This window comes from Companilactobacillus sp. y65-5 (genome assembly GCF_057541095.1).
The window spans coordinates 18192-36541 of the sequence record NZ_BAAJOA010000009.1 but is presented as its reverse complement, the minus strand read 5'-3'; the positions used below and the strand labels follow the sequence as shown (position 1 = coordinate 36541).

Here is an 18350-nt window from a genome sequence, read left to right as displayed (position 1 = left end):
TCCTAATCCCTTACATTATTTGATCCGTACAACTCAAAGCGATTCCTAATGGTGTAACAAACATTGGATTCGTAGGTTTGAATGTTGGAATCTTAGTTTTGGCTTCGATGATATCTTCAAGTCCACCTAGACATGCTGTTCCTCCAACTAAGTACAATCCATCAACATCGTATCCATCGATTTGTTCAGTAATTATAGAAGCAATTTTTTCAATTACTGGTTTTAGAACTGTAATTAATTCTGGTTGGTTCTTTGGATTGCGTTTGAACAACTCTGCTTGATCGAATGGAAGCTTGTATGATCCAGCTGTTACCAAGGTTAGATGTGTTCCACCTGTTGCCTCATCGGCTACTTTGATAACTTTTCCATCCTTTATGATCGAGATACCTGTGGTTCCACCACCGATATCAACTACCGCACCGTTTTTGATATTCAAGACTAGATTTGCCGCTGTTGGTTCATCTAAGACACTAGTAAGTTCAAAACCAGCACTTTGGACAACATTCTTGATTGCTCCTCCGTCCAAGGTATCTGTCCCTGGAGGAATAGCTGATGCTGCATAGATCAATTCAGTAGAAAGTTGTTCTTCTAACTGTTCTTTTAATTCTCTAACTATCGTAATAGCACCGATGTAATCGACTACCATTCCATCTCTGACAACATCTGCGTAACGATATGCTCCAGCGACTGGCTGATAATTTTCATCCATTACTACTAACACAATGCAGGCTGTTCCCAAATCGACCCCAGTGTAATAAGTCTTTGTTTTACTAACAATAGGCTTTTTAACTACTTGTTCGAATTGGTTTACCAGCTCGTCACATTTTTGCATATCATTCGCTACCATCATGGCTTTCTCCTATCAATAAATGAATTTCGTTGTCGATACATTGAGTTAAACTGTCCAATGAATCACTTTGGGAATCCGTGGTCCTAGTTTTCAAACCTTCGGCAATCAAGTAACTGCGTTTCAGTTTGAGTAAGACCTTCCCTTGTGGTGTAAGGAGATTTTGTTTGTTTAATTGAGATTGTTCTTCCTTACTTGGAACAATTTCTTCTAATGAATCAACTACTTGATCTTGTTGAATTTTCACAGGCAGTTCAGACAATGAAAAGATTCGTTGACTGGCTGCTAGATCGACTTCGTTAGCTTTGAGAGCAGCATCTTGAAGTTCTATTTCCAACAATTGGAAGTCGTGACTCAACTCCTCAGTTTTTTTGACAACATCCTCGACTGTGGTCGTTGCTGAATCAACTTTGGAATTGGAGTCGACTACTTTTATTTGATGATCCACCAAATACTGTCGAGCTCCAGGTGTTAATCGATCGTCAGAGGCAAGAAAGAATTTGGATAATGGTGCTTTTCTGTTTTCAAATTGAATATCTTGCTCTGTTATGAAATGCATTAGAATCCACCTCTGCAAATTCTCTTGTACAACCCTTCGAGATCTTCCTTCTTAGGTTGCCTTGGATTTGTAAGTGTACATTTGTCTTTCATAGCGGCTTCAGCCATGTCTGGAATTGCTTCCAAGAATTCAGCTTCATCGATTCCCAGTTCCTGAACATTCTTAGGAATATTCATTTGTTTGGACATTCTTTGAATCCTTGATATCAATAAGGTAACACTAGTCTTAGCTGTTCCTGATTGAACTCCTAACATCTTAGCTGCTTGTTGATACTTAGCTAATGCTGGTTCGCTATCAGTTGGCAAATCCATGCCGGCGTTATAAGCAACCACGTAAGGTAACAGCATAGCGTTACATTTTCCGTGTGCTATGTGGAATCTTCCGCCTAAGGCATGTGCCAAACTGTGGCTGATTCCTAATGACGCCTCACTGAATGCCATTCCGGCTAAGCATGATGCGTTATGAACTCGTTCTCTTAACGCTGCATTACTTCCGTCTTTGTAGACTTCCACTAGATCTTCCCAGATAATGCGCATTGCCTTCTCAGCAAGGGCATCTGTAAAGTCCGTCGCATCAGTTGAAACGTATGCCTCAAGTGTATGAGTTAATACGTCCATACCTGTGTCAGCGGTTACACTAGCAGGTACACTTAATGTAAATTCTGAATCTAATATTGCAATATCCGGAACCATTGAATCATCAACCAAAGCGTACTTACCATTTTTGGCTGGATCAGAGATTACAGCGAAAGATGTAACTTCACTACCAGTTCCACTAGTAGTTGGTACACATATCAATTGGATTTGTTTATCTTTTTCTACTCCGAGATAAATGTGTCTAACTGATTTAGCTGTGTCCAATGCGGAACCACCTCCTAACGCAATGATTGCATCAGGTTCAATTTCAATTGCTTTGGCGATTCCTTTTGAAACAACATCGATACTTGGATCAGGTACTACTTCTGAAAATACTGCATATGGTGTTTTCAATTCATCAAATACTTTGGTGATATTGTCAACTTTGTGGGACTTTTCCATAAATGGGTCACAGATAACGAGTGCTCGGTTGATACCGAAATCACGAATCTTATCAACTGCGCCGTGTCCCGAATATATCTTTGTAGGCATTTTGAAACTTCCCATTTTTTCGCCTCCTCTCTAATTTAATAAGCCATTTAATTTTTCAAATTCCTCTGGTTTGTCCAGATCGATAACTGCGTTTATTTTGGTTATTCCCGTTTCCTTCAACAATCTTTCGGCGTAAGAATACTCGTCCTCCGTGTATGAATCGTGATAAGTTATGATTCCAAAGATCGGAATTCGAAATACTTTTGCGAAATTCGGTGGATAAGTATCCTTAAATGCTTTCATCGGTTGTATGAATAGTCCACACTTAGCTGTTTGTTGTAACGCTATGATATGGTTGTACATCCACGGGCATTCTAAGTAATTATCTGGAACAGTAACTGTCTCTTTGCGATAAACGATATTGTCAACTTTTCTCAGTGGTACTTCTGAATGTTCTAGGTAGGTGGCAATTGTTGCCTTACCGCTCAACCTTGGTCCAACGAGCATCACTCTCGGTCTCATGTCTTAGTTACTCCTACTACTTCGAAGCCAAGTACATCTCTGAATACTCGCAGAACCTCGGTCAAACTGACTTCAACGCTTTGGACATCTCCTGAGATAACTACTGAACCAGTAAATCTATCTAAGAATCCGACCGTTACATCAGCAGCTTTGGCGGCTGTATCCGCAGCAATCATTGCCGTTTCAAAGGGCGATACGTTTAATATTCCAATGGCTCCTTCTTCTTCGATTCCTAAGGCTTGATAGACATCTTGAATTGGTGAGGCAATTACGTGTGCCAATGTTACTGTTTTACCCGGAATCGATTCTTCGATCATACGTTGCGTTGTTTCTTTTCCGTCTGCCATTGAAATTCATCCCCCTTCTATAATAGAGATGCTCTTACGTGCTCTCTAGATTAATGACGAACAACTCTTACTGGGAAGTCGTATTCTTTGATCCAGCCTTCGATTCTTGTTAAGTCAGCATCTGACAAACTTGGATCTTCTTTAACTGGATAATCAATACCTAGTTGACCATATTTGGCAACTCCTAGCTTGTGATATGGAAGCAAGTCGATTCCATGGAAGTTAGGTAAGTCTTTGTATGGCATCAAGAAATCAACGATTTGTTGAATTTCTTCGTGACTATCATTAACTTGTTTCAACATTGGCATTCTGATCTTAACGTCATAGCCACGCTTGAATAATTCTTTCAAGTTAGCAAGGATCTTTTCGTTGCTGATACCAGTCAATTCATTGTGTCTAACTGGATCCATATGCTTCATGTCGAATAGGAACAAGTCGATGTAATCAGCCATTTCCATCAAACGATTCATTTGGCTATGTCCACATGTCTCGATAGCCGTGTTAATTCCATCTTCCTTACATGCCTTAAGGATTGCTAAGGCTGCATCAGGTTGAGAAGTACACTCGCCACCACTCAATGTAACGCCACCACCAGATGTTTCGTAGAAGGCATCATCTTCATGAACGATCTTCATGAGTTCTGAAACTGTCTTAACATCACCTGTGATATGAAGTGCACTCATTGGGCAAACTTCTTCACATTTACGACAGCCATCACATGAAATATCACGACGAACTTGATGATTTCCGTTCTCATCTATATAGTGAATGCCCTTAGGACAGGCATCAACACAAGACATACATTGACTACAGATACTTTCCTTGTACATTACTTCGAATTTTCGATTGAGGCCTTCTGGGTTAGCACACCATCTACAACGTAATGGACAACCCTTGAGAAAGATGATGGTTCGGATTCCCGGGCCGTCATACAGACTGTATTTTTGTACGTTGAAAATAAAGGCCTGTCTTTCTATCCGTTCTTTTTCTTGTGTATCAATCATACTTTCTCATCTCCAGCTCTATAATCTACAATTGTGTTAGCATTGTACGACTAATGATTTCGTCTTGAACATCCTTACATAATTCAACGAAGAAGGCACTGTATCCAGCAACACGAACGATCAAGCCACGATATTGTTCAGGATGTTTCTGAGCATCGATCAATGTTTGATTATCCAAGTAGTTGAATTGCATTTGTCCATTTCCTAGAGCATTTGCTGTTCTAAGCAATGTGATCAAACTTTCTTCTCCTTCTGGTGTGTCCAAAAGTCCAGCCATGATCTTGTAGTTGTGAACCATACCAATATTCATGCTGTCATTTGCCATCTTAGATACTGATTTAACAATAGCTGTAGGGCCTTTGTAGTCAGCACCTTGTGTAGGACTGATACCATCTGATAATGGAACCCAAGCTTTACGTCCATTAGCTGATGCACCTGTCATTTGACCAAATGGTGTATTGTTTGAAATTGATAATGTTCCGTGACTCAAGATTGAGTACAATGTGTGATACTTTCTGTGTTCTGTTTCTGTAAAGCTGATAAGGTTAGCTGCAATAAGGTCAGCGTAGTCATCATCATTACCGTACTTAGGTGCATTTAAGCAGTCTGTACGTACTTGGTCGAATCCTTCGAAGTCAGCTTTTAGAGCTTCGTTCATTTGATCCAATGTGTATTTCTTGTCATCAAAGACTAACTTCTTGATAGCTGCCATTGAATCTGTATATGTAGCTAATCCTGACCAAACAACACCAGGTCCGAAGTTGTACATTGCACCACCGGATGAAACATCTTTACCATGTTCCATACAACCTTCATACATTATTGACATCAATGGTTTTGGAGCTAAGTCACGTTGTACACGTTGTGAAATAACTGTAGCTACGTCAGTCCATTTTGTGATGTATTTGATTTGTTCCTTAACAGCTGTATCAAATTCTTCGAATGTCTTGTATTGTGATAGGTCACCTTGATCAGGACATACTTTCTTGCCATACCATAATGGAACACCGTGGTTAAGCGTTAACTCGATACAAATTGGCCATTGTGTATAAGCTGTTGATGTCCATTGATATAGACGTCCAGACTTCTGAGGTTCAACACAACCCATCAAGCAGTAGTCACGAGCATCTTCAATGGAAACACCTTTGGCTAACATCATCTTGATATGTGTATCATCGAAGTGACATGCTGGGAATCCCATTCCGGCACGAACAACATCTACGATCTTCTTGAGATATGCTCTTGGTGAATGGCTATGGATACGACATGCTAGTGATGGTTGGTAAACCTTAACGTGTCTTACAGCATCCATTAGTAGGTATGTTAAGTCGTTAGTAGCATCTTGACCTTCTCTTGTGATACCACCGACACACATGTTAACGAATGGTTGGTAACCAGCGAAGAACTTAGAACCACCTTCACTTGTGATCCACATCATTTCTGACATCTTGATCAACATACAACCTGCAAGTTCGAAGGCTTGATAGTTGTTCATACGGCCAGATTCCATATCAGCCTTGAACAATGGGTACATGTATTGGTCAACACGTCCGATTGACATACCTGTTTGGTTTTCTTCAACAACTAGCAATGATTCAACTGTCCATACAGCTTGGATTGCTTCCCAGAATGTTTCTGGTTTGTGTGCAGGAACCTTAGCGTTGATTTCAGAAATTTTTTGAAGTTCTGCTTTACGTTTTGGATCTGTTTCTTTAGCAGCTTTTTCAGCAGCGAATTCTGACATACGACGAGCATAAATCATAACACCTTCAGTAGTGTCGATAACTGACTTGTAGAAGTAGATCTTTTCGATGTCATCTGGGTTTTCATAATCTAATTGTTCAAGGTGTTCTTTTGCTTCATTTTGAATATCAAGCATACCTTTCTTCATCAAGATTACATCGTAACCAGGGTTTGAATCTCCACCACCGTTTAATTGGTGATATGAACAATCTGAAACGAATGATTCACCTGATAATTCCCATACACCAGCTTCACGATATTGGTCTTCACAATATTCATCAACTGACTTACCTTTCCAGAATGGGAATAATTCATCACGCATGATCTTCTTATCTTCGTCTGAGATATAGAATGGATCTTGTGGACGAGTACCGATTGTATCGATTTCATCTTCCATCCAACGCCATGCGATATCTGGTGAGAAGGCACCGGCACGAGGTGCACCATTAGGAGCACCAACAATCAATTCGTTATCTTGAATTACTAGAGGTGCTGTCTCACAACAGTAGCGGAAACATTTAGCACGTAATTCGATTTTTGGCATACCAGGATTTTCTTTAGCAATCTTAGTAATGGCACGTGCACGATATGTTGTGATTGAAGGTACTTGATCCAAGTAGTTGTCTTTCAATGAACTCAATCTTGGTGTGATACCTTCTGGAACTTCTGTTGTTTCAGTGCTGTCCAAGTGATCTTGTCCAGTTACTGTATATGCGCATCCTTGATCAGTTGCTTCTCCACCGATTTCATTTGAAACCTTTGAGAACATCTTCATCAATGCATTTCTTTCATCTTGGCTTAAGTCTTGTGTTGCTGCGGCGAGTTTAGTTGAAAATTCTTTAACGTCCATCTGACTCCCTCACTTTTCAAATTTATTGTTCCATAATTTTTTGTAATACTTTAGCTAATAATTCTTTGTCCGCTGAAATATCTTTTTCTTCAGTTACTTCTTGAACTTGTACTTTATTGCGAATATTTGGTTTTGTATACCCGATGTCTCTTTGATAAGTTAGGTCATCAGCTACAACGTTTTTGGAAATAAATCCTCTTCCGGTAGTCAAACCGCCTAGAATCAATGAAACTGGTAATGTTGAATTAATTCCGATACTTGAAAAACTTGCTGGTCCATTAACGATCATTCTGCCGACTGGTTTCTTCAAGGCAAATTCCTTGATGACCTTTTCGTCTTCTGAATAAATTGCTAACGTGTGACCATTTCTCTTTTGTTTCAACAATCTAATACATTTCTCACAAGCGTGCATCCAATCTGGTTCAACATAGAATGTTAAGATTGGACATTTCAACTCATTCGTAAATGGATTTTCATCGAAGATATAAGGTTTCTCTGAAACAAGAACCCTTGTACTCTCTGGTACGCTGAAACCTGAATGCTTTGCCAACCAAGTGGCGCTCTGTCCTACGAATAATGGATTTACATGATCTTCGTCTAAGAATAAGCTTCCTAGTAATTGTTCTTCCTCGTCGTCTGTCATGAAATAAGCTCCGGACTCTTTCATGTGTGACTTCACGTCGTTAGCTACGACGCCTTCTGCGAGAACAAATTGTTCAGCTGCTGGTAATAGTCCATTATCAAATGAACGACTGTCAACGATCGACCTAGCTGCTTGTGTAACATCTGCCGTGTGGTCGATGAAGACTGGTGTTGATCCTGTCCCCCCGTAGATCATTGGTTTGTTGATAACGTGATTGTTATCAAAATATTTTGGAACACCAATGTCAATGACGATCGCAGTATCAGGATGCTCAAGAATTTGTGTAACACCTTCATCAGCTGTATTTTCCATATAACCGATGGCTCCCTTTGGAAGTCCGGCTGCCATACAAATTTGAGTTACCTTACTAAAAAATCTTGCAACGACTTTTTCGGTTCTTGGTTGTGGTACCAAGATGACCGTGTTACCAGATTTGAGAGCGATCAAGGTCGCGTACAAACTGTTTAAAATAATATTCTCAGTTGGTAGTAAGACCGCGACTACTCCTAATGAAACACCGATCGTTTCGATTTGATTATGGGAATTTTCCTTCAAGCTTCCGATAACTTTTTGATTTTTAAGTTTATCTTCTAAAAGTGGAAGAAATCCTTCAAATAGTTTTAATTTGTCTTCTTTAACGCCAGATTTTGTTTCTGCGATTTCTAAATCTACCAATTCAGGAATCTCAATTAAAATTTCTGACATTAACTTATCAATTACTCGGTCAAGATCTTGTTGACCGTATTCCTTCAAAAGAACATGGGCATCGCGCGCAGATTCGACTAATATCCTGGCTTCCTGAACTGATTTCAGATCTTTATCCACAAACTGCATATTGCCCAACTCCTTTTTTATTCTTCATCCAATAATATGTCTAATGAGTAGCGATCGATTATCTTAGTCAAGTCTTGATGAGGACTTGCGATAACTACTGAGCTGTATACTTCTGCTCCCATTGCTTCTACTGATTTAACCCCTGCCTCGACGGCTGATTTACATGCGGCTACGTCACCTTGAACGATTACCGAGATATAACCTGAAGCCGTATTTTCATAACCGACTACATCGACATCTGCGGCTTTGCACATTGCATCAGCTGCTTGAACTACAAAGACGAGTCCGAATGTTTCAATGGCACCGATTGCTTGGTATGTCTTCATATTCTCTCTCCTCGTACTTTACTGATGATCGATATCGTGTACTGATACGATATCTCCAACTGCTGGAATTGGTCTTGGGATTACGTTTTGAGCAGTTAACTTACCGATTGCATCGGCTGCTTTGGCTCCAGCTTCAACTGATGCCTCAACTGCGGCTACGTCACCTTTGATCATGATTGTTACTAATGTGGAACCGATGTTCTCATAAGAGATCAACTCTACGTCTGCGGCTTTTAGCATGATATCCGCTGCCTTAAGTGCTGGCACTAAACCAATAGTTTCTACGAATCCTACCGCTTCTTCACCTCTAAATCTCACATCTCTGCCTCCTTACGCAATCCGATAACGTTTATCAACGTATTTTTCAACGGTACTTTTACCGTCCTCAGTGATCGTGTATCTAATAACCAATTCGTCGTTGTCATCTAAATCATAGCTAGTCATTTCAGCTAGGCCGTTGGCCTCAAGTGACATCAAATGGTCAAGATACATCTTTTCATTAAATTGTTTTTCTTTTCCGTAGTCGTCTTTTAATGCCGCCATAACTGACTTGACGCTTACTTCACCTTTATCAAACATATAATTTAAAACTGCTGTTCTGCTAGGTAATAACATCTTATGCATCTCCTTTTCTAAAGAGATCCAAAGGATTCATTGTAACGATGATAGCTCCAAGTACGATAACAATTGATCCAATAACGATTGTTGCTGTTAATGATTGTCCTAAGAACATAACTGAGAATAAAACTCCCCAGAATGCGTATGTAACGTTAAGTGACATACCAATGGCAACACCGACCATTGCGTTAGCCTTGTACCAAGTAACGAATGAAATTCCGGCACTCAATCCGGCAACTGCTAACCACATCATTGGTGATACAGATGTAAGTGTGCCACCAAGTAATTTCATTCCTCCACCGATAAGTGGAACAACGATCAATAATGCGAATAGTCCTGAAATCAATTCACGTAGGTTAACTGCTACGTCAGTATCGATCATGGCACCACCGAAACTTGAGAACACACCTTCAAGTCCCCAAGCAATAGCGGCGATCAATGCGCAAATAATTCCTAAAGTAAAGTTTGGTGCACCGGCTGGTTTAACAAAGTTGATGATGATTGCTCCAGCAACACATAGGAACATTCCGAAAAACACACGTTTAGTAGGACGTTGTTTTAAGAAAATCCAAGCGAATAACGATCCGAACAAGCTACATGTAGCTGAGATAGGAATCGCATACGCACCTGCAAGTGCCAATCCAACTAGATAAGCACCGTTAGCGATTGGTCCACCTAATAGGAAACCAACAACTAACATCAATCCCGGTTTAGTTTTCAATGTACGTCCTAATTCTCTTAGACGACCTTGTTTTGCGTTATAGAATAATAGCCAAATACCGGCAAATAAATCATTTAAACCTGAAGCAACAAACGGTGCTGCTAAAATACCAGCAGCACTTACTAATGGGTTATATCCACTAGCCACAACAACTAATGTTGAGTAAATACCGTATGTCAATCCAGAAACCAAGCCGTTGGAAATTCCAGAAACTTGGAATTTTTTTCCAGCGGCTTTCATTTGTGTATCCGCAGAAATTACGGAAGTATTTGTAATGCTCTTTCCACTATTCATGAGAACCCTCCTTATTCAGTTACAGTTGCGTTGGGAAGAATTGATTCTACTTCTCCGTGTGGACGAGGAATTACATGAACTGATAATACTTCTCCAACTCTTTCAGCAGCTGCTGCACCAGCATCCGTAGCAGCCTTAACAGCTCCAACATCGCCTCTTACCATTACAGTAACGATTCCGCCACCGACAAGTTCTTTTCCGATCAATGTTACGTTTGCGGCTTTAACCATCGCATCTGCCGCTTCGATTGAACCTACCAAACCTTTTGTTTCTACCATACCTAATGCATCGAACTTCATAATCGTTCCTCCTAGTTTGTATGTATTTAAAACGCTTACATAACTTAACAAATACACTATATGGCCTGTCCCTATGGTAGAGGTCAACAAGCATTTTTAGTTTTGTGTAATTCTGCACAATTTAGTTGATTTGGCACGATTTTACTTTGAATTTATTGATACTAAATACGGCACGATTTTGGAGTGAAATGCTGTTTAAACGGCATTTGCTAGTTCATTTGATAGTGAATCTGATAGTTAAATACCACCAAAAACATTTTTTGAAATAAAAAAAATTATTTAATATTAACCATGATTTTAGGAATAAAAAACACATTTTTAATATTTTGAGACAGATTTTCAAAAAATATTCCAACAAACGAATCAAATTGGAATAATATCAATCTCCCTTATGTTGCAAGGGAATTTAACCAATAATCACAGAAATAATTATATTTTTAGCAACAGTGACCTGCGGGTCAAGGTATAATCTTTTATATACCAAAGGAATAATTATTCCATTCTGTTTTTATCAAATATGCAAAATATGTAACAAGTTTTTTTAGTAAAATAAAACTTCTGATAAAAGCTGGATTTTCACTGATAATTAATCCTTTTTTCTATTATTTTTGATATTGTGATTTTTTCACGATATTGTTGAATTTTAGACAAAAAAATAAGTTTCAAGTTGCCTCACCACAACTCAAAACTTATTTTTTAAGGTAATTTTTCTGCCGGTACCATAATCTCACAGACAAACGCATCCTCATCTTTAGTAGCCCAATAATCTACTAAGTAACGTTCGTAACATTCAGGGCTCAATTCATATCCGTGACTTTCTGCCCAAACTTCTAGATCGTGGTACTTAGACGCCGAGGTGTTCGGTGCGCCCACATTATAAGTGCATAAAAACATTTGTCCGCCGAAGTCGATTGTCTGTAAACGATGTGGATCATTTCTGACTGGCTTCTGCATAATTGTAGCTTTGGAGATTTTACCAGATGCCTTCTCTTGATAGTTGTTGAATGACAATATCACGGGACCAGTAATTGCACTGCCGTATTCCTCCAAGTGGTTAACCCACGGTAGGTTAATAATAGAATCTTTATAATCGTATTTAAAATCTTGTTCCAGAGAGTAGTATTGTTCTTGTTCCACGTACTTCAAAGTGATACTAGAAAGACCATTCTCAATCGCTGTGTTTCCCTCATGTAACATTCCAACCCAGTCATAAATTGCCTGGTAGCGATTCTGCAGTTCTTTCTCTTCTTTTTTCAGTTCGTCTAACTTAGCAAGAAAGTTCCGTTCATGAAAGAAGCTATCACAAGTACCCCCAACACCATTCATTTCCTGTAAATGAAAGCCCATTTGCTTGTAATATTTCAAAATTGGGACCATATTCAATGTATCATCGCTGTAATAGCGGTATCCATTGTCTGGACATACATAATCTGGAATTAGTAAACCTAATTCTTCGTAAAAGCGTAATGCTTTTCGAGAAACTCCACAAATTTTGGCAGTCTCACCAATGGTATGAAGTTTTTCCAAATCTGCTTTTGCCATATCCATTTGTTACCTCCCAACTAAATAACAACTATTGCGAATGCAATAGTTGCCCATCGTAGTAATTATTGATCCACATGTTTAACCAATTCAAATTATGATTGAATTTTCACAAGTTGTCAAGCGCTTTCAAAATTGTAACGTGTTCTTAACATTAATATGTTTGTATTTGATTATTATATAGTAGAAAACATTTTATTTTTAGGTTTTTTTTGCGGAAATAAGACGATATTTTTGTAATTTTGGATATATTTTTATAAATAACTTCATTTGTATCGTTATATAACGGTGTTATGGTACAAAGGTGCTGTTTTGCTCTTATACTAGCTCTGACAAAGTTAATAATCTTATTAATACTAACAAATATAATAATTTTATTTAAATATGTCCCAAATCTTTTTCTTGTTACCCATAGAAGATATTTTTAAGATGTTTTCTGAACTAACATCTTCACCGTTGAGAATTTTTTTAGCATTTTCATTAAACTGCTTTGCCTTTCCATTTCCTTCATGCTTAGATAATTTATTGAAAGCATCACTCATCAAAAAGCGTCTACCTGTTAAATCATGTGCATCGGATGAAAAAGCAAAGCCTAAATTTGCCTTAATAATACTCTCAGTGAATTCTTCAACGCGTCTACCAAAGATACCTAAATAACTGCCACTAGTCAACTGCGTCAAGCATCCCTGCTCAACGAAATCATACAGTCGATCTGGTTTTTGTTGAAATCCCATATTACGCTCTGGATGTGCGATGACCGGTGTGATACCTTGGGTCAATAACTGAAAAATCATATTTTCTGAATACTCGGGAATACTATTGTGTGGCAATTCCAGCAGTAGGTACCGATTAGATTCGTCCATAAATAAAATATCATTATTCGCGATTGCTTCCAATAAACTCCCTGTTAAGTGGACTTCTTGACCGGGATAGACTTTTAACGGAATCTGATACTTATTTAGTTCCATCTGAAACTTCGTGGTTTTATCTATAACTTCCTGTCTATGATTGACGTACTGATTATTCATATGATGCGGTGTCAACAACAGATGACTTATTCCCTGATTAACTGCAGAACGTGCCATTTCCAAACTCATATCCATATCTCTTGAACCGTCGTCAATTCCAGGCAACATGTGACAATGCAAATCTATCAATTCCATCTTAATTGCCTCCTAGATCGAAACATATCATTGCATATATTAGTTTTGTACTACTAAAATTGCACTATCCTAGCTTATAAAATACAAATTATCAATAAATATATATATTTATAACTTTCAACTAATAAAGTTATTAAGATTGACATGATAACAAAAACCTGATAAATTATTACTACAAATATTCGCAAGGAGTGGAACTGGACTGAAAACGAACATCACAATTACTTCCAGTATTAAAAGCTAATCACGTTTATTTACAGCGCACTGCTATTTGGCAACGCGCTTTTTTTAACCCTATTTTCAAAAAAACTAATAATTGAGGAGAGTTACTAATTGAAAAAGAAATTTTTTCAAATGGGATTAAATGAACTAAAAGAATTAAATAAGATTGAGGATTTTAAAACTGGATTAACTAATAAAGAGGCCGCCAAACGGCTAGAAGCTGATGGTCCTAATAAACTTGAAGCACAGAAAACTCCCAAGTGGAAAGTCTTCTTGAGACAATTCAAAAGTATGGTCATCTACGTTTTGATTGCTTCAACCCTGATCACCCTACTAATGGGACATTATTCTGATTCTATCATCATTGGTATGGTGGTAGTTATCAACGCGCTGATCGGTTACTATCAAGAAACTAACGCGTCAGATGCGTTAGAAAAAATCAAACAAATGCTTTCAACTGATGCGACTGTCTACCGTGAAGGTCAGAGAACAGATGTCCCTGCCGAGGACTTAGTTGTTGGCGATCTAGTCTTTTTAGAAGCTGGTGACAATGTCCCTGCTGACTTGAGAATCGTTGATTCAGATAACTTGAGAATTCAAGAATCTGCCTTGACTGGTGAGGCCAACTCAGTCGAAAAGATCGACGATGCACTCGATGAAGAGACGGTTGCTTTAGCTGACCAGACTAATATGGCGTTCGCATCTACTGCAGTTACTAATGGTAGTGGTACTGGTCTAGTCGTCGCAACAGCTGAAGATACCGAGATCGGTAAGATCTCTACATCTGTAAGTTCTGTAAAACAAAGAAAAACTCCATTGATGACGGTTATTGATAAATTAGGAACTAACACTTCTTACTTTATCGTTGCTGCTTCAATCGTTATTTTCATAATCGGGTTTTTCTTCGATACTTATTCACTCTCAGTCTTGGCTCTAGCCGTCGTTGCGATGATGGTTGGTGCTATTCCTGAGGGTCTACCTGCAACAACGTCTGTTATCTTAGCCAAAGGCGTCAGTGATATGGCTAAGAATCAAAATACTATTGTTAAAACCTTGCCAGCAGTAGAAACTCTTGGTTCAGTTGACGTAGTTGCAACTGATAAGACTGGTACGCTGACTAAGAACGAGATGACTGTAACTGACATAATGATCGATGATGCTGAATATCAAGTCAGCGGTATCGGTTATCGTCCGGAAGGTCAAATCACCCAAGATAGCAAACCTGTAGAAATAACTGAACAATTCAGACTTTTCTTAGAAGCTGGATATCAAGCAAATGACACTGACTTGATGGAAGAAAATAATCACTGGGTCATTAATGGTGAGCCAACTGACGGTGCCTTCCTGACGCTTTATCACAAGGTATTTCCTCATAACGAAAAAAGTAATTACGAAGAACTTGATATTTTACCGTTTGATTCTGATTTCCGCTATATGGCAAAGCTCGTTAAAGATCAAGATGATAATCGACTGTTATTCGTTAAAGGGTCTCCTGATAAGTTATTAGATATGGCTCAAAAGAATGACCCAAACTTTGATTACGACAAGTGGTTCTCACTAGTAAAACGCTTTTCTGAAGAAGGAAAGCGTGTCATTGCGGTCGGTTATGAAGAACAGCCTGATGACCTGAACGAGATAACTCATGAGATGATCACTGATGGTTTGAATTTCTTAGGATTAGCCGCCATCATTGATCCACCACGTGAAGAAGTGATCGAAGCACTGAAGGTCATGCGTACTGCCGGTGTTGATGTCAAAATGATCACTGGTGACAATGCTATTACTGCCAAAACTATCGGTGAAAAACTTGGTTTGGCTGATAAAATCAACGCCATAACTGGTCCTGAATGGGATCAGTTAAATGATGAAGAGCGTGTGCAAGCCGCCGATAACAATCAAGTTTTTGCTAGAACTACACCTAGTAATAAGATTGAAATCATCGAAGCATTACAAAAAAATAATAAAGTTACTGCCATGACCGGTGATGGTGTCAACGATGCTCCTGCCCTTAAACGTGCCGATATCGGTGTAGCAATGGGTATTAAAGGTACCGACGTTGCCAAAGATTCAGCTGATATGGTTTTAACAGACGATAACTTTGCTACTATTTCCACAGCTATTAAAGAAGGTCGTCGTATCTTCGATAATATCAAAAAAAGTATTCTCTACTTATTACCGATTTCATTCTCAGAAGGATTGATCGTTGCATATGCGATCCTGACGAAAAATGAAATCCCGCTTCACCCGACCCAACTGCTATGGATCAATATGGTTTCAGCCATCACGATTCAATTTGCGCTGATCTTCGAACCAGCTGAGGAAGGAATCATGAATCGAGCGCCCAGAAAAACTGGTGCTAAGTTTATGAATCGACACGATGTCTTCCAGATGACTTACGTTGCAATACTCATAGCTGGTGTGAGTTTACTGGTAGATGCATGGTTGATCGGCAATGGTGTCAGCCAAACTATCGCAAGTACGACTATGGTCAACGTATTAGTTGTTGGTAAAATTTTCTATCTATTCAATATCAGAACACCAAAATTAGCTTTATCAAAAGAATTATTCTCAAACGCCTATGTTTTTGTCTTCGTAGGATTAATGATAATCTTACAATTGATCTTAACTTACGTGCCCTTCATGCAAGGTATTTTCCACACTGGCTCTATTGGATTGCAAGAATGGGGATTGGCTATAATTGGAGGAATCATCGTTCTTTCAGTTGCTGAATTGGATAAAATCGTTCGGCTAATAATGAATAAAAATAAATAATAAAATACACCCTTGTCTAGAATAATAGGCAAGGGTGTATTTTATTGTGTAGCTACTAGTGGATAATCATTATCTAAGATATATCCAAAACCTCTGACTGTTTTGATCCACGTTGGCGATGCCGGATTCTCTTCTAGCTTATCGCGCAAATGACTGATGTGAATATCGATCGTACGGCTAGAACCAGCTGAATCATATCCCCAGACACCAGATAATAATTGCTCCCGACTAAGGACTTGACCACGATGTTGCATCAAGTACCATAGCAGGCTGAATTCTTTTGGAGTAAGTCCCAGATCAACCCCCTGATGGGAAACTCGAAAGTGTTTTAGGTCGATCGACAAATCATGACATTGAACAGTGTGTTTAACATCCTTTGATATTTTTTTCTTAGCCTGATTAACAGCAAACTTATCGTAAACCCAGAATAACTGTTTGAACTTAGAAATCAGTTCTGGATATTCCAATGGTTCAACTAAATAGGCATCAACATTAATATCATAAAACAACTTACTCTCGTTACTCTTTTTTGTTGGGGACAAAACAACAACTGGACCGTCGATCTTCTCACGTATTTCTTTGAGTGTTTCCAATGAAGTGTTCAAATCCGTCGTTGACAGATCCCAGATCAAACCAGATACATCGTCTTCACTTACCATCTCTACCGTTTTTTCAGGCGTGGTCATATTATGAATAAACCATCCCTGACTATTACAATAGCTATTCATCTCGATAAATAACGGCAGATTTTTACTTAATAACACCAATGGTCGCATACGTCCAACCTCTTTCTACTCAAGTATCATATCTAGTATTCTGTCTTCCCTTTATGCATCATGATTATAACTTATTAGCATCATGGTCGTAATCTAATTTGCACAGAATAAACTATCCAATTTGATATAGACCAACACAAATAGAATAATTGACCGATACGGCAATTTCAAATTAACTTGTTTATACACTTGTAATAAAAATATAAATACTATATTTACACAATCTTTACAAACAACAAACAAGTTTTATACATCCGTGAGCTATATTTGGTTCATGTATTAAATATTGTTAATAAGGGGTTAGTTATGAAAAAGAAAAATATTATCTCTGCTATCCTGTTGTTCGGTGCTTTTATCGCCGTATTAACTGGTTGCAGTAACAATAATAAGAGCAGTTCTAGTTCATCAAGTTCTGATGCTTCAGGCAAAATAACTGCGGTAGGTTCCACAGCTCTTCAACCATTGGTTGAAAAGGCAGCAAGCAATTTCCAAAAGGACAACAGCAAGATCAGCATCACAGTTCAAGGTGGTGGTTCAGGTACTGGTCTTAGCCAAGTTCAAGATGGATCAGTAGCAATCGGTAACTCAGATATCTTTGCTGAAGCAAAAGATGGTATCGATGCTAAGAAGCTAGTTGACCATAAAGTTGCCGTAGTTGGTATGGCTCCAGTTGTTAACAAAGAAACCGATGTTAAGAACCTAACAATGGATCAATTGAAAGATATCTTCACTGGTAAGATTACTAACTGGAAAGATGTTGGTGGCAAAGACCAAGAAATCACAGTTGTTAACCGTGCTGAAGGTAGTGGTACTCGTGCAACATTTGAAGATGCCGTTTTAGGTGGCGACAAAGCAGTTAAGTCACAAGAACAAGATTCAAACGGTACAGTTCAAAAGATTGTTGAAAGCACACCGGGTGCTATCAGTTATCTAGCATTCTCATACATTAATGATAAAGTTCAAGCTGTATCAATCAACGATGTTAAACCTACAGATGCAAATGTTGAAACGAACGACTGGCCAATCTGGTCATATGAACATATGTATACAAAGGGTGAAGCTAAAGATGCAACAGCTAAATTCCTAAAATACATGGAATCAAGTGACGTTCAAAAAGACCTAGTTGGTAAAATGGGATACATCAGTATCCATGACATGAAAGTTCAAAAAGATGCCAAAGGTACTGTTTCTAACAAATAAT

18 protein-coding genes are annotated in these 18350 nt (G+C 38.6%); 2 read left to right on the top strand and 16 right to left on the bottom strand.

What is annotated here, in order from left to right:
* Positions 1 to 10 precede the first annotated feature (10 nt).
* From eutJ to AC27FM_RS11925, 15 genes are all read right to left on the bottom strand, one after another.
* The gene (gene eutJ / locus AC27FM_RS11995; RefSeq protein WP_487088827.1) at positions 11 to 847 is read right to left on the bottom strand and encodes an ethanolamine utilization protein EutJ; all 837 of its coding nucleotides are present in this window, start codon (positions 845 to 847) and stop codon (positions 11 to 13) included.
* The gene (locus AC27FM_RS11990) at positions 834 to 1406 is read right to left on the bottom strand and encodes a hypothetical protein (protein ID WP_487088629.1); all 573 of its coding nucleotides are present in this window, start codon (positions 1404 to 1406) and stop codon (positions 834 to 836) included. Before AC27FM_RS11990 ends, eutJ begins: the two co-directional genes overlap by 14 nt.
* Positions 1406 to 2548 carry a 1-propanol dehydrogenase PduQ gene (locus AC27FM_RS11985; protein ID WP_487088627.1) on the bottom strand — a complete coding sequence of 381 codons (1143 nt, stop codon included), beginning with the start codon at positions 2546 to 2548 and terminating at the stop codon, positions 1406 to 1408. The genes AC27FM_RS11990 and AC27FM_RS11985 overlap by 1 nt, the downstream gene beginning before the upstream one ends.
* A gap of 15 nt (positions 2549 to 2563) precedes the next feature.
* The gene (locus AC27FM_RS11980; RefSeq protein ID WP_487088625.1) at positions 2564 to 2995 is read right to left on the bottom strand and encodes a EutP/PduV family microcompartment system protein; all 432 of its coding nucleotides are present in this window, start codon (positions 2993 to 2995) and stop codon (positions 2564 to 2566) included.
* Positions 2992 to 3342: a BMC domain-containing protein gene (locus AC27FM_RS11975; protein ID WP_487088623.1), complete on the bottom strand. Its 351-nt coding sequence runs from the start codon at positions 3340 to 3342 to the stop codon at positions 2992 to 2994. Before AC27FM_RS11975 ends, AC27FM_RS11980 begins: the two co-directional genes overlap by 4 nt.
* 50 nt (positions 3343 to 3392) lie before the next feature.
* Complete coding sequence (gene cutD, locus AC27FM_RS11970; protein ID WP_487088622.1) at positions 3393 to 4346, bottom strand: choline TMA-lyase-activating enzyme; 954 nt, start codon at positions 4344 to 4346, stop codon at positions 3393 to 3395.
* A gap of 25 nt (positions 4347 to 4371) precedes the next feature.
* Positions 4372 to 6939 (bottom strand): choline trimethylamine-lyase, encoded by a 2568-nt coding sequence (cutC, locus tag AC27FM_RS11965; protein WP_487088620.1) that lies wholly within the window; start codon positions 6937 to 6939, stop codon positions 4372 to 4374.
* Between the two features lie 22 nt (positions 6940 to 6961).
* Positions 6962 to 8416: an aldehyde dehydrogenase family protein gene (locus tag AC27FM_RS11960; protein ID WP_487088618.1), complete on the bottom strand. Its 1455-nt coding sequence runs from the start codon at positions 8414 to 8416 to the stop codon at positions 6962 to 6964.
* A gap of 17 nt (positions 8417 to 8433) precedes the next feature.
* A complete protein-coding gene (locus AC27FM_RS11955) occupies positions 8434 to 8742 on the bottom strand; it encodes a BMC domain-containing protein (protein ID WP_487088617.1) in 309 nt (102 codons plus the stop codon).
* Between the two features lie 18 nt (positions 8743 to 8760).
* Positions 8761 to 9060, bottom strand: coding sequence for a BMC domain-containing protein (locus AC27FM_RS11950; protein WP_487088615.1), 300 nt, complete (start codon positions 9058 to 9060; stop codon positions 8761 to 8763).
* Positions 9061 to 9072: 12 nt separating this feature from the next.
* On the bottom strand, positions 9073 to 9357 hold the full coding sequence (locus AC27FM_RS11945) for a hypothetical protein (protein ID WP_487088613.1): 285 nt from the start codon (positions 9355 to 9357) through the stop codon (positions 9073 to 9075).
* 1 nt (position 9358) lies between these two features.
* Positions 9359 to 10375 (bottom strand): DMT family transporter, encoded by a 1017-nt coding sequence (locus tag AC27FM_RS11940; protein ID WP_487088612.1) that lies wholly within the window; start codon positions 10373 to 10375, stop codon positions 9359 to 9361.
* A gap of 11 nt (positions 10376 to 10386) precedes the next feature.
* Entirely contained in the window at positions 10387 to 10674 is a 288-nt protein-coding gene (locus AC27FM_RS11935) for a BMC domain-containing protein (protein ID WP_487088610.1), read from the bottom strand.
* 696 nt (positions 10675 to 11370) lie between these two features.
* Complete coding sequence (locus tag AC27FM_RS11930) at positions 11371 to 12222, bottom strand: MerR family transcriptional regulator (RefSeq protein ID WP_487088608.1); 852 nt, start codon at positions 12220 to 12222, stop codon at positions 11371 to 11373.
* A 368-nt stretch (positions 12223 to 12590) separates the two neighbouring features.
* Positions 12591 to 13379 carry a tyrosine-protein phosphatase gene (locus AC27FM_RS11925; RefSeq protein ID WP_487088606.1) on the bottom strand — a complete coding sequence of 263 codons (789 nt, stop codon included), beginning with the start codon at positions 13377 to 13379 and terminating at the stop codon, positions 12591 to 12593.
* Between the two features lie 333 nt (positions 13380 to 13712).
* On the opposite strand from AC27FM_RS11925, the gene AC27FM_RS11920 reads away from it, so the two are divergent.
* On the top strand, positions 13713 to 16373 hold the full coding sequence (locus tag AC27FM_RS11920) for an HAD-IC family P-type ATPase (RefSeq protein ID WP_487088604.1): 2661 nt from the start codon (positions 13713 to 13715) through the stop codon (positions 16371 to 16373).
* 41 nt (positions 16374 to 16414) lie between these two features.
* Here AC27FM_RS11920 and AC27FM_RS11915 read toward each other — a convergent pair whose 3' ends face one another.
* Positions 16415 to 17149, bottom strand: a complete 735-nt coding sequence (locus AC27FM_RS11915) for a winged helix-turn-helix transcriptional regulator (RefSeq protein WP_487088603.1) — start codon at positions 17147 to 17149, stop codon at positions 16415 to 16417.
* Between the two features lie 306 nt (positions 17150 to 17455).
* On the opposite strand from AC27FM_RS11915, the gene AC27FM_RS11910 reads away from it, so the two are divergent.
* A complete protein-coding gene (locus tag AC27FM_RS11910; protein ID WP_487088601.1) occupies positions 17456 to 18349 on the top strand; it encodes a phosphate ABC transporter substrate-binding protein in 894 nt (297 codons plus the stop codon).
* The last annotated feature ends 1 nt before the right edge of the window (position 18350 follow it).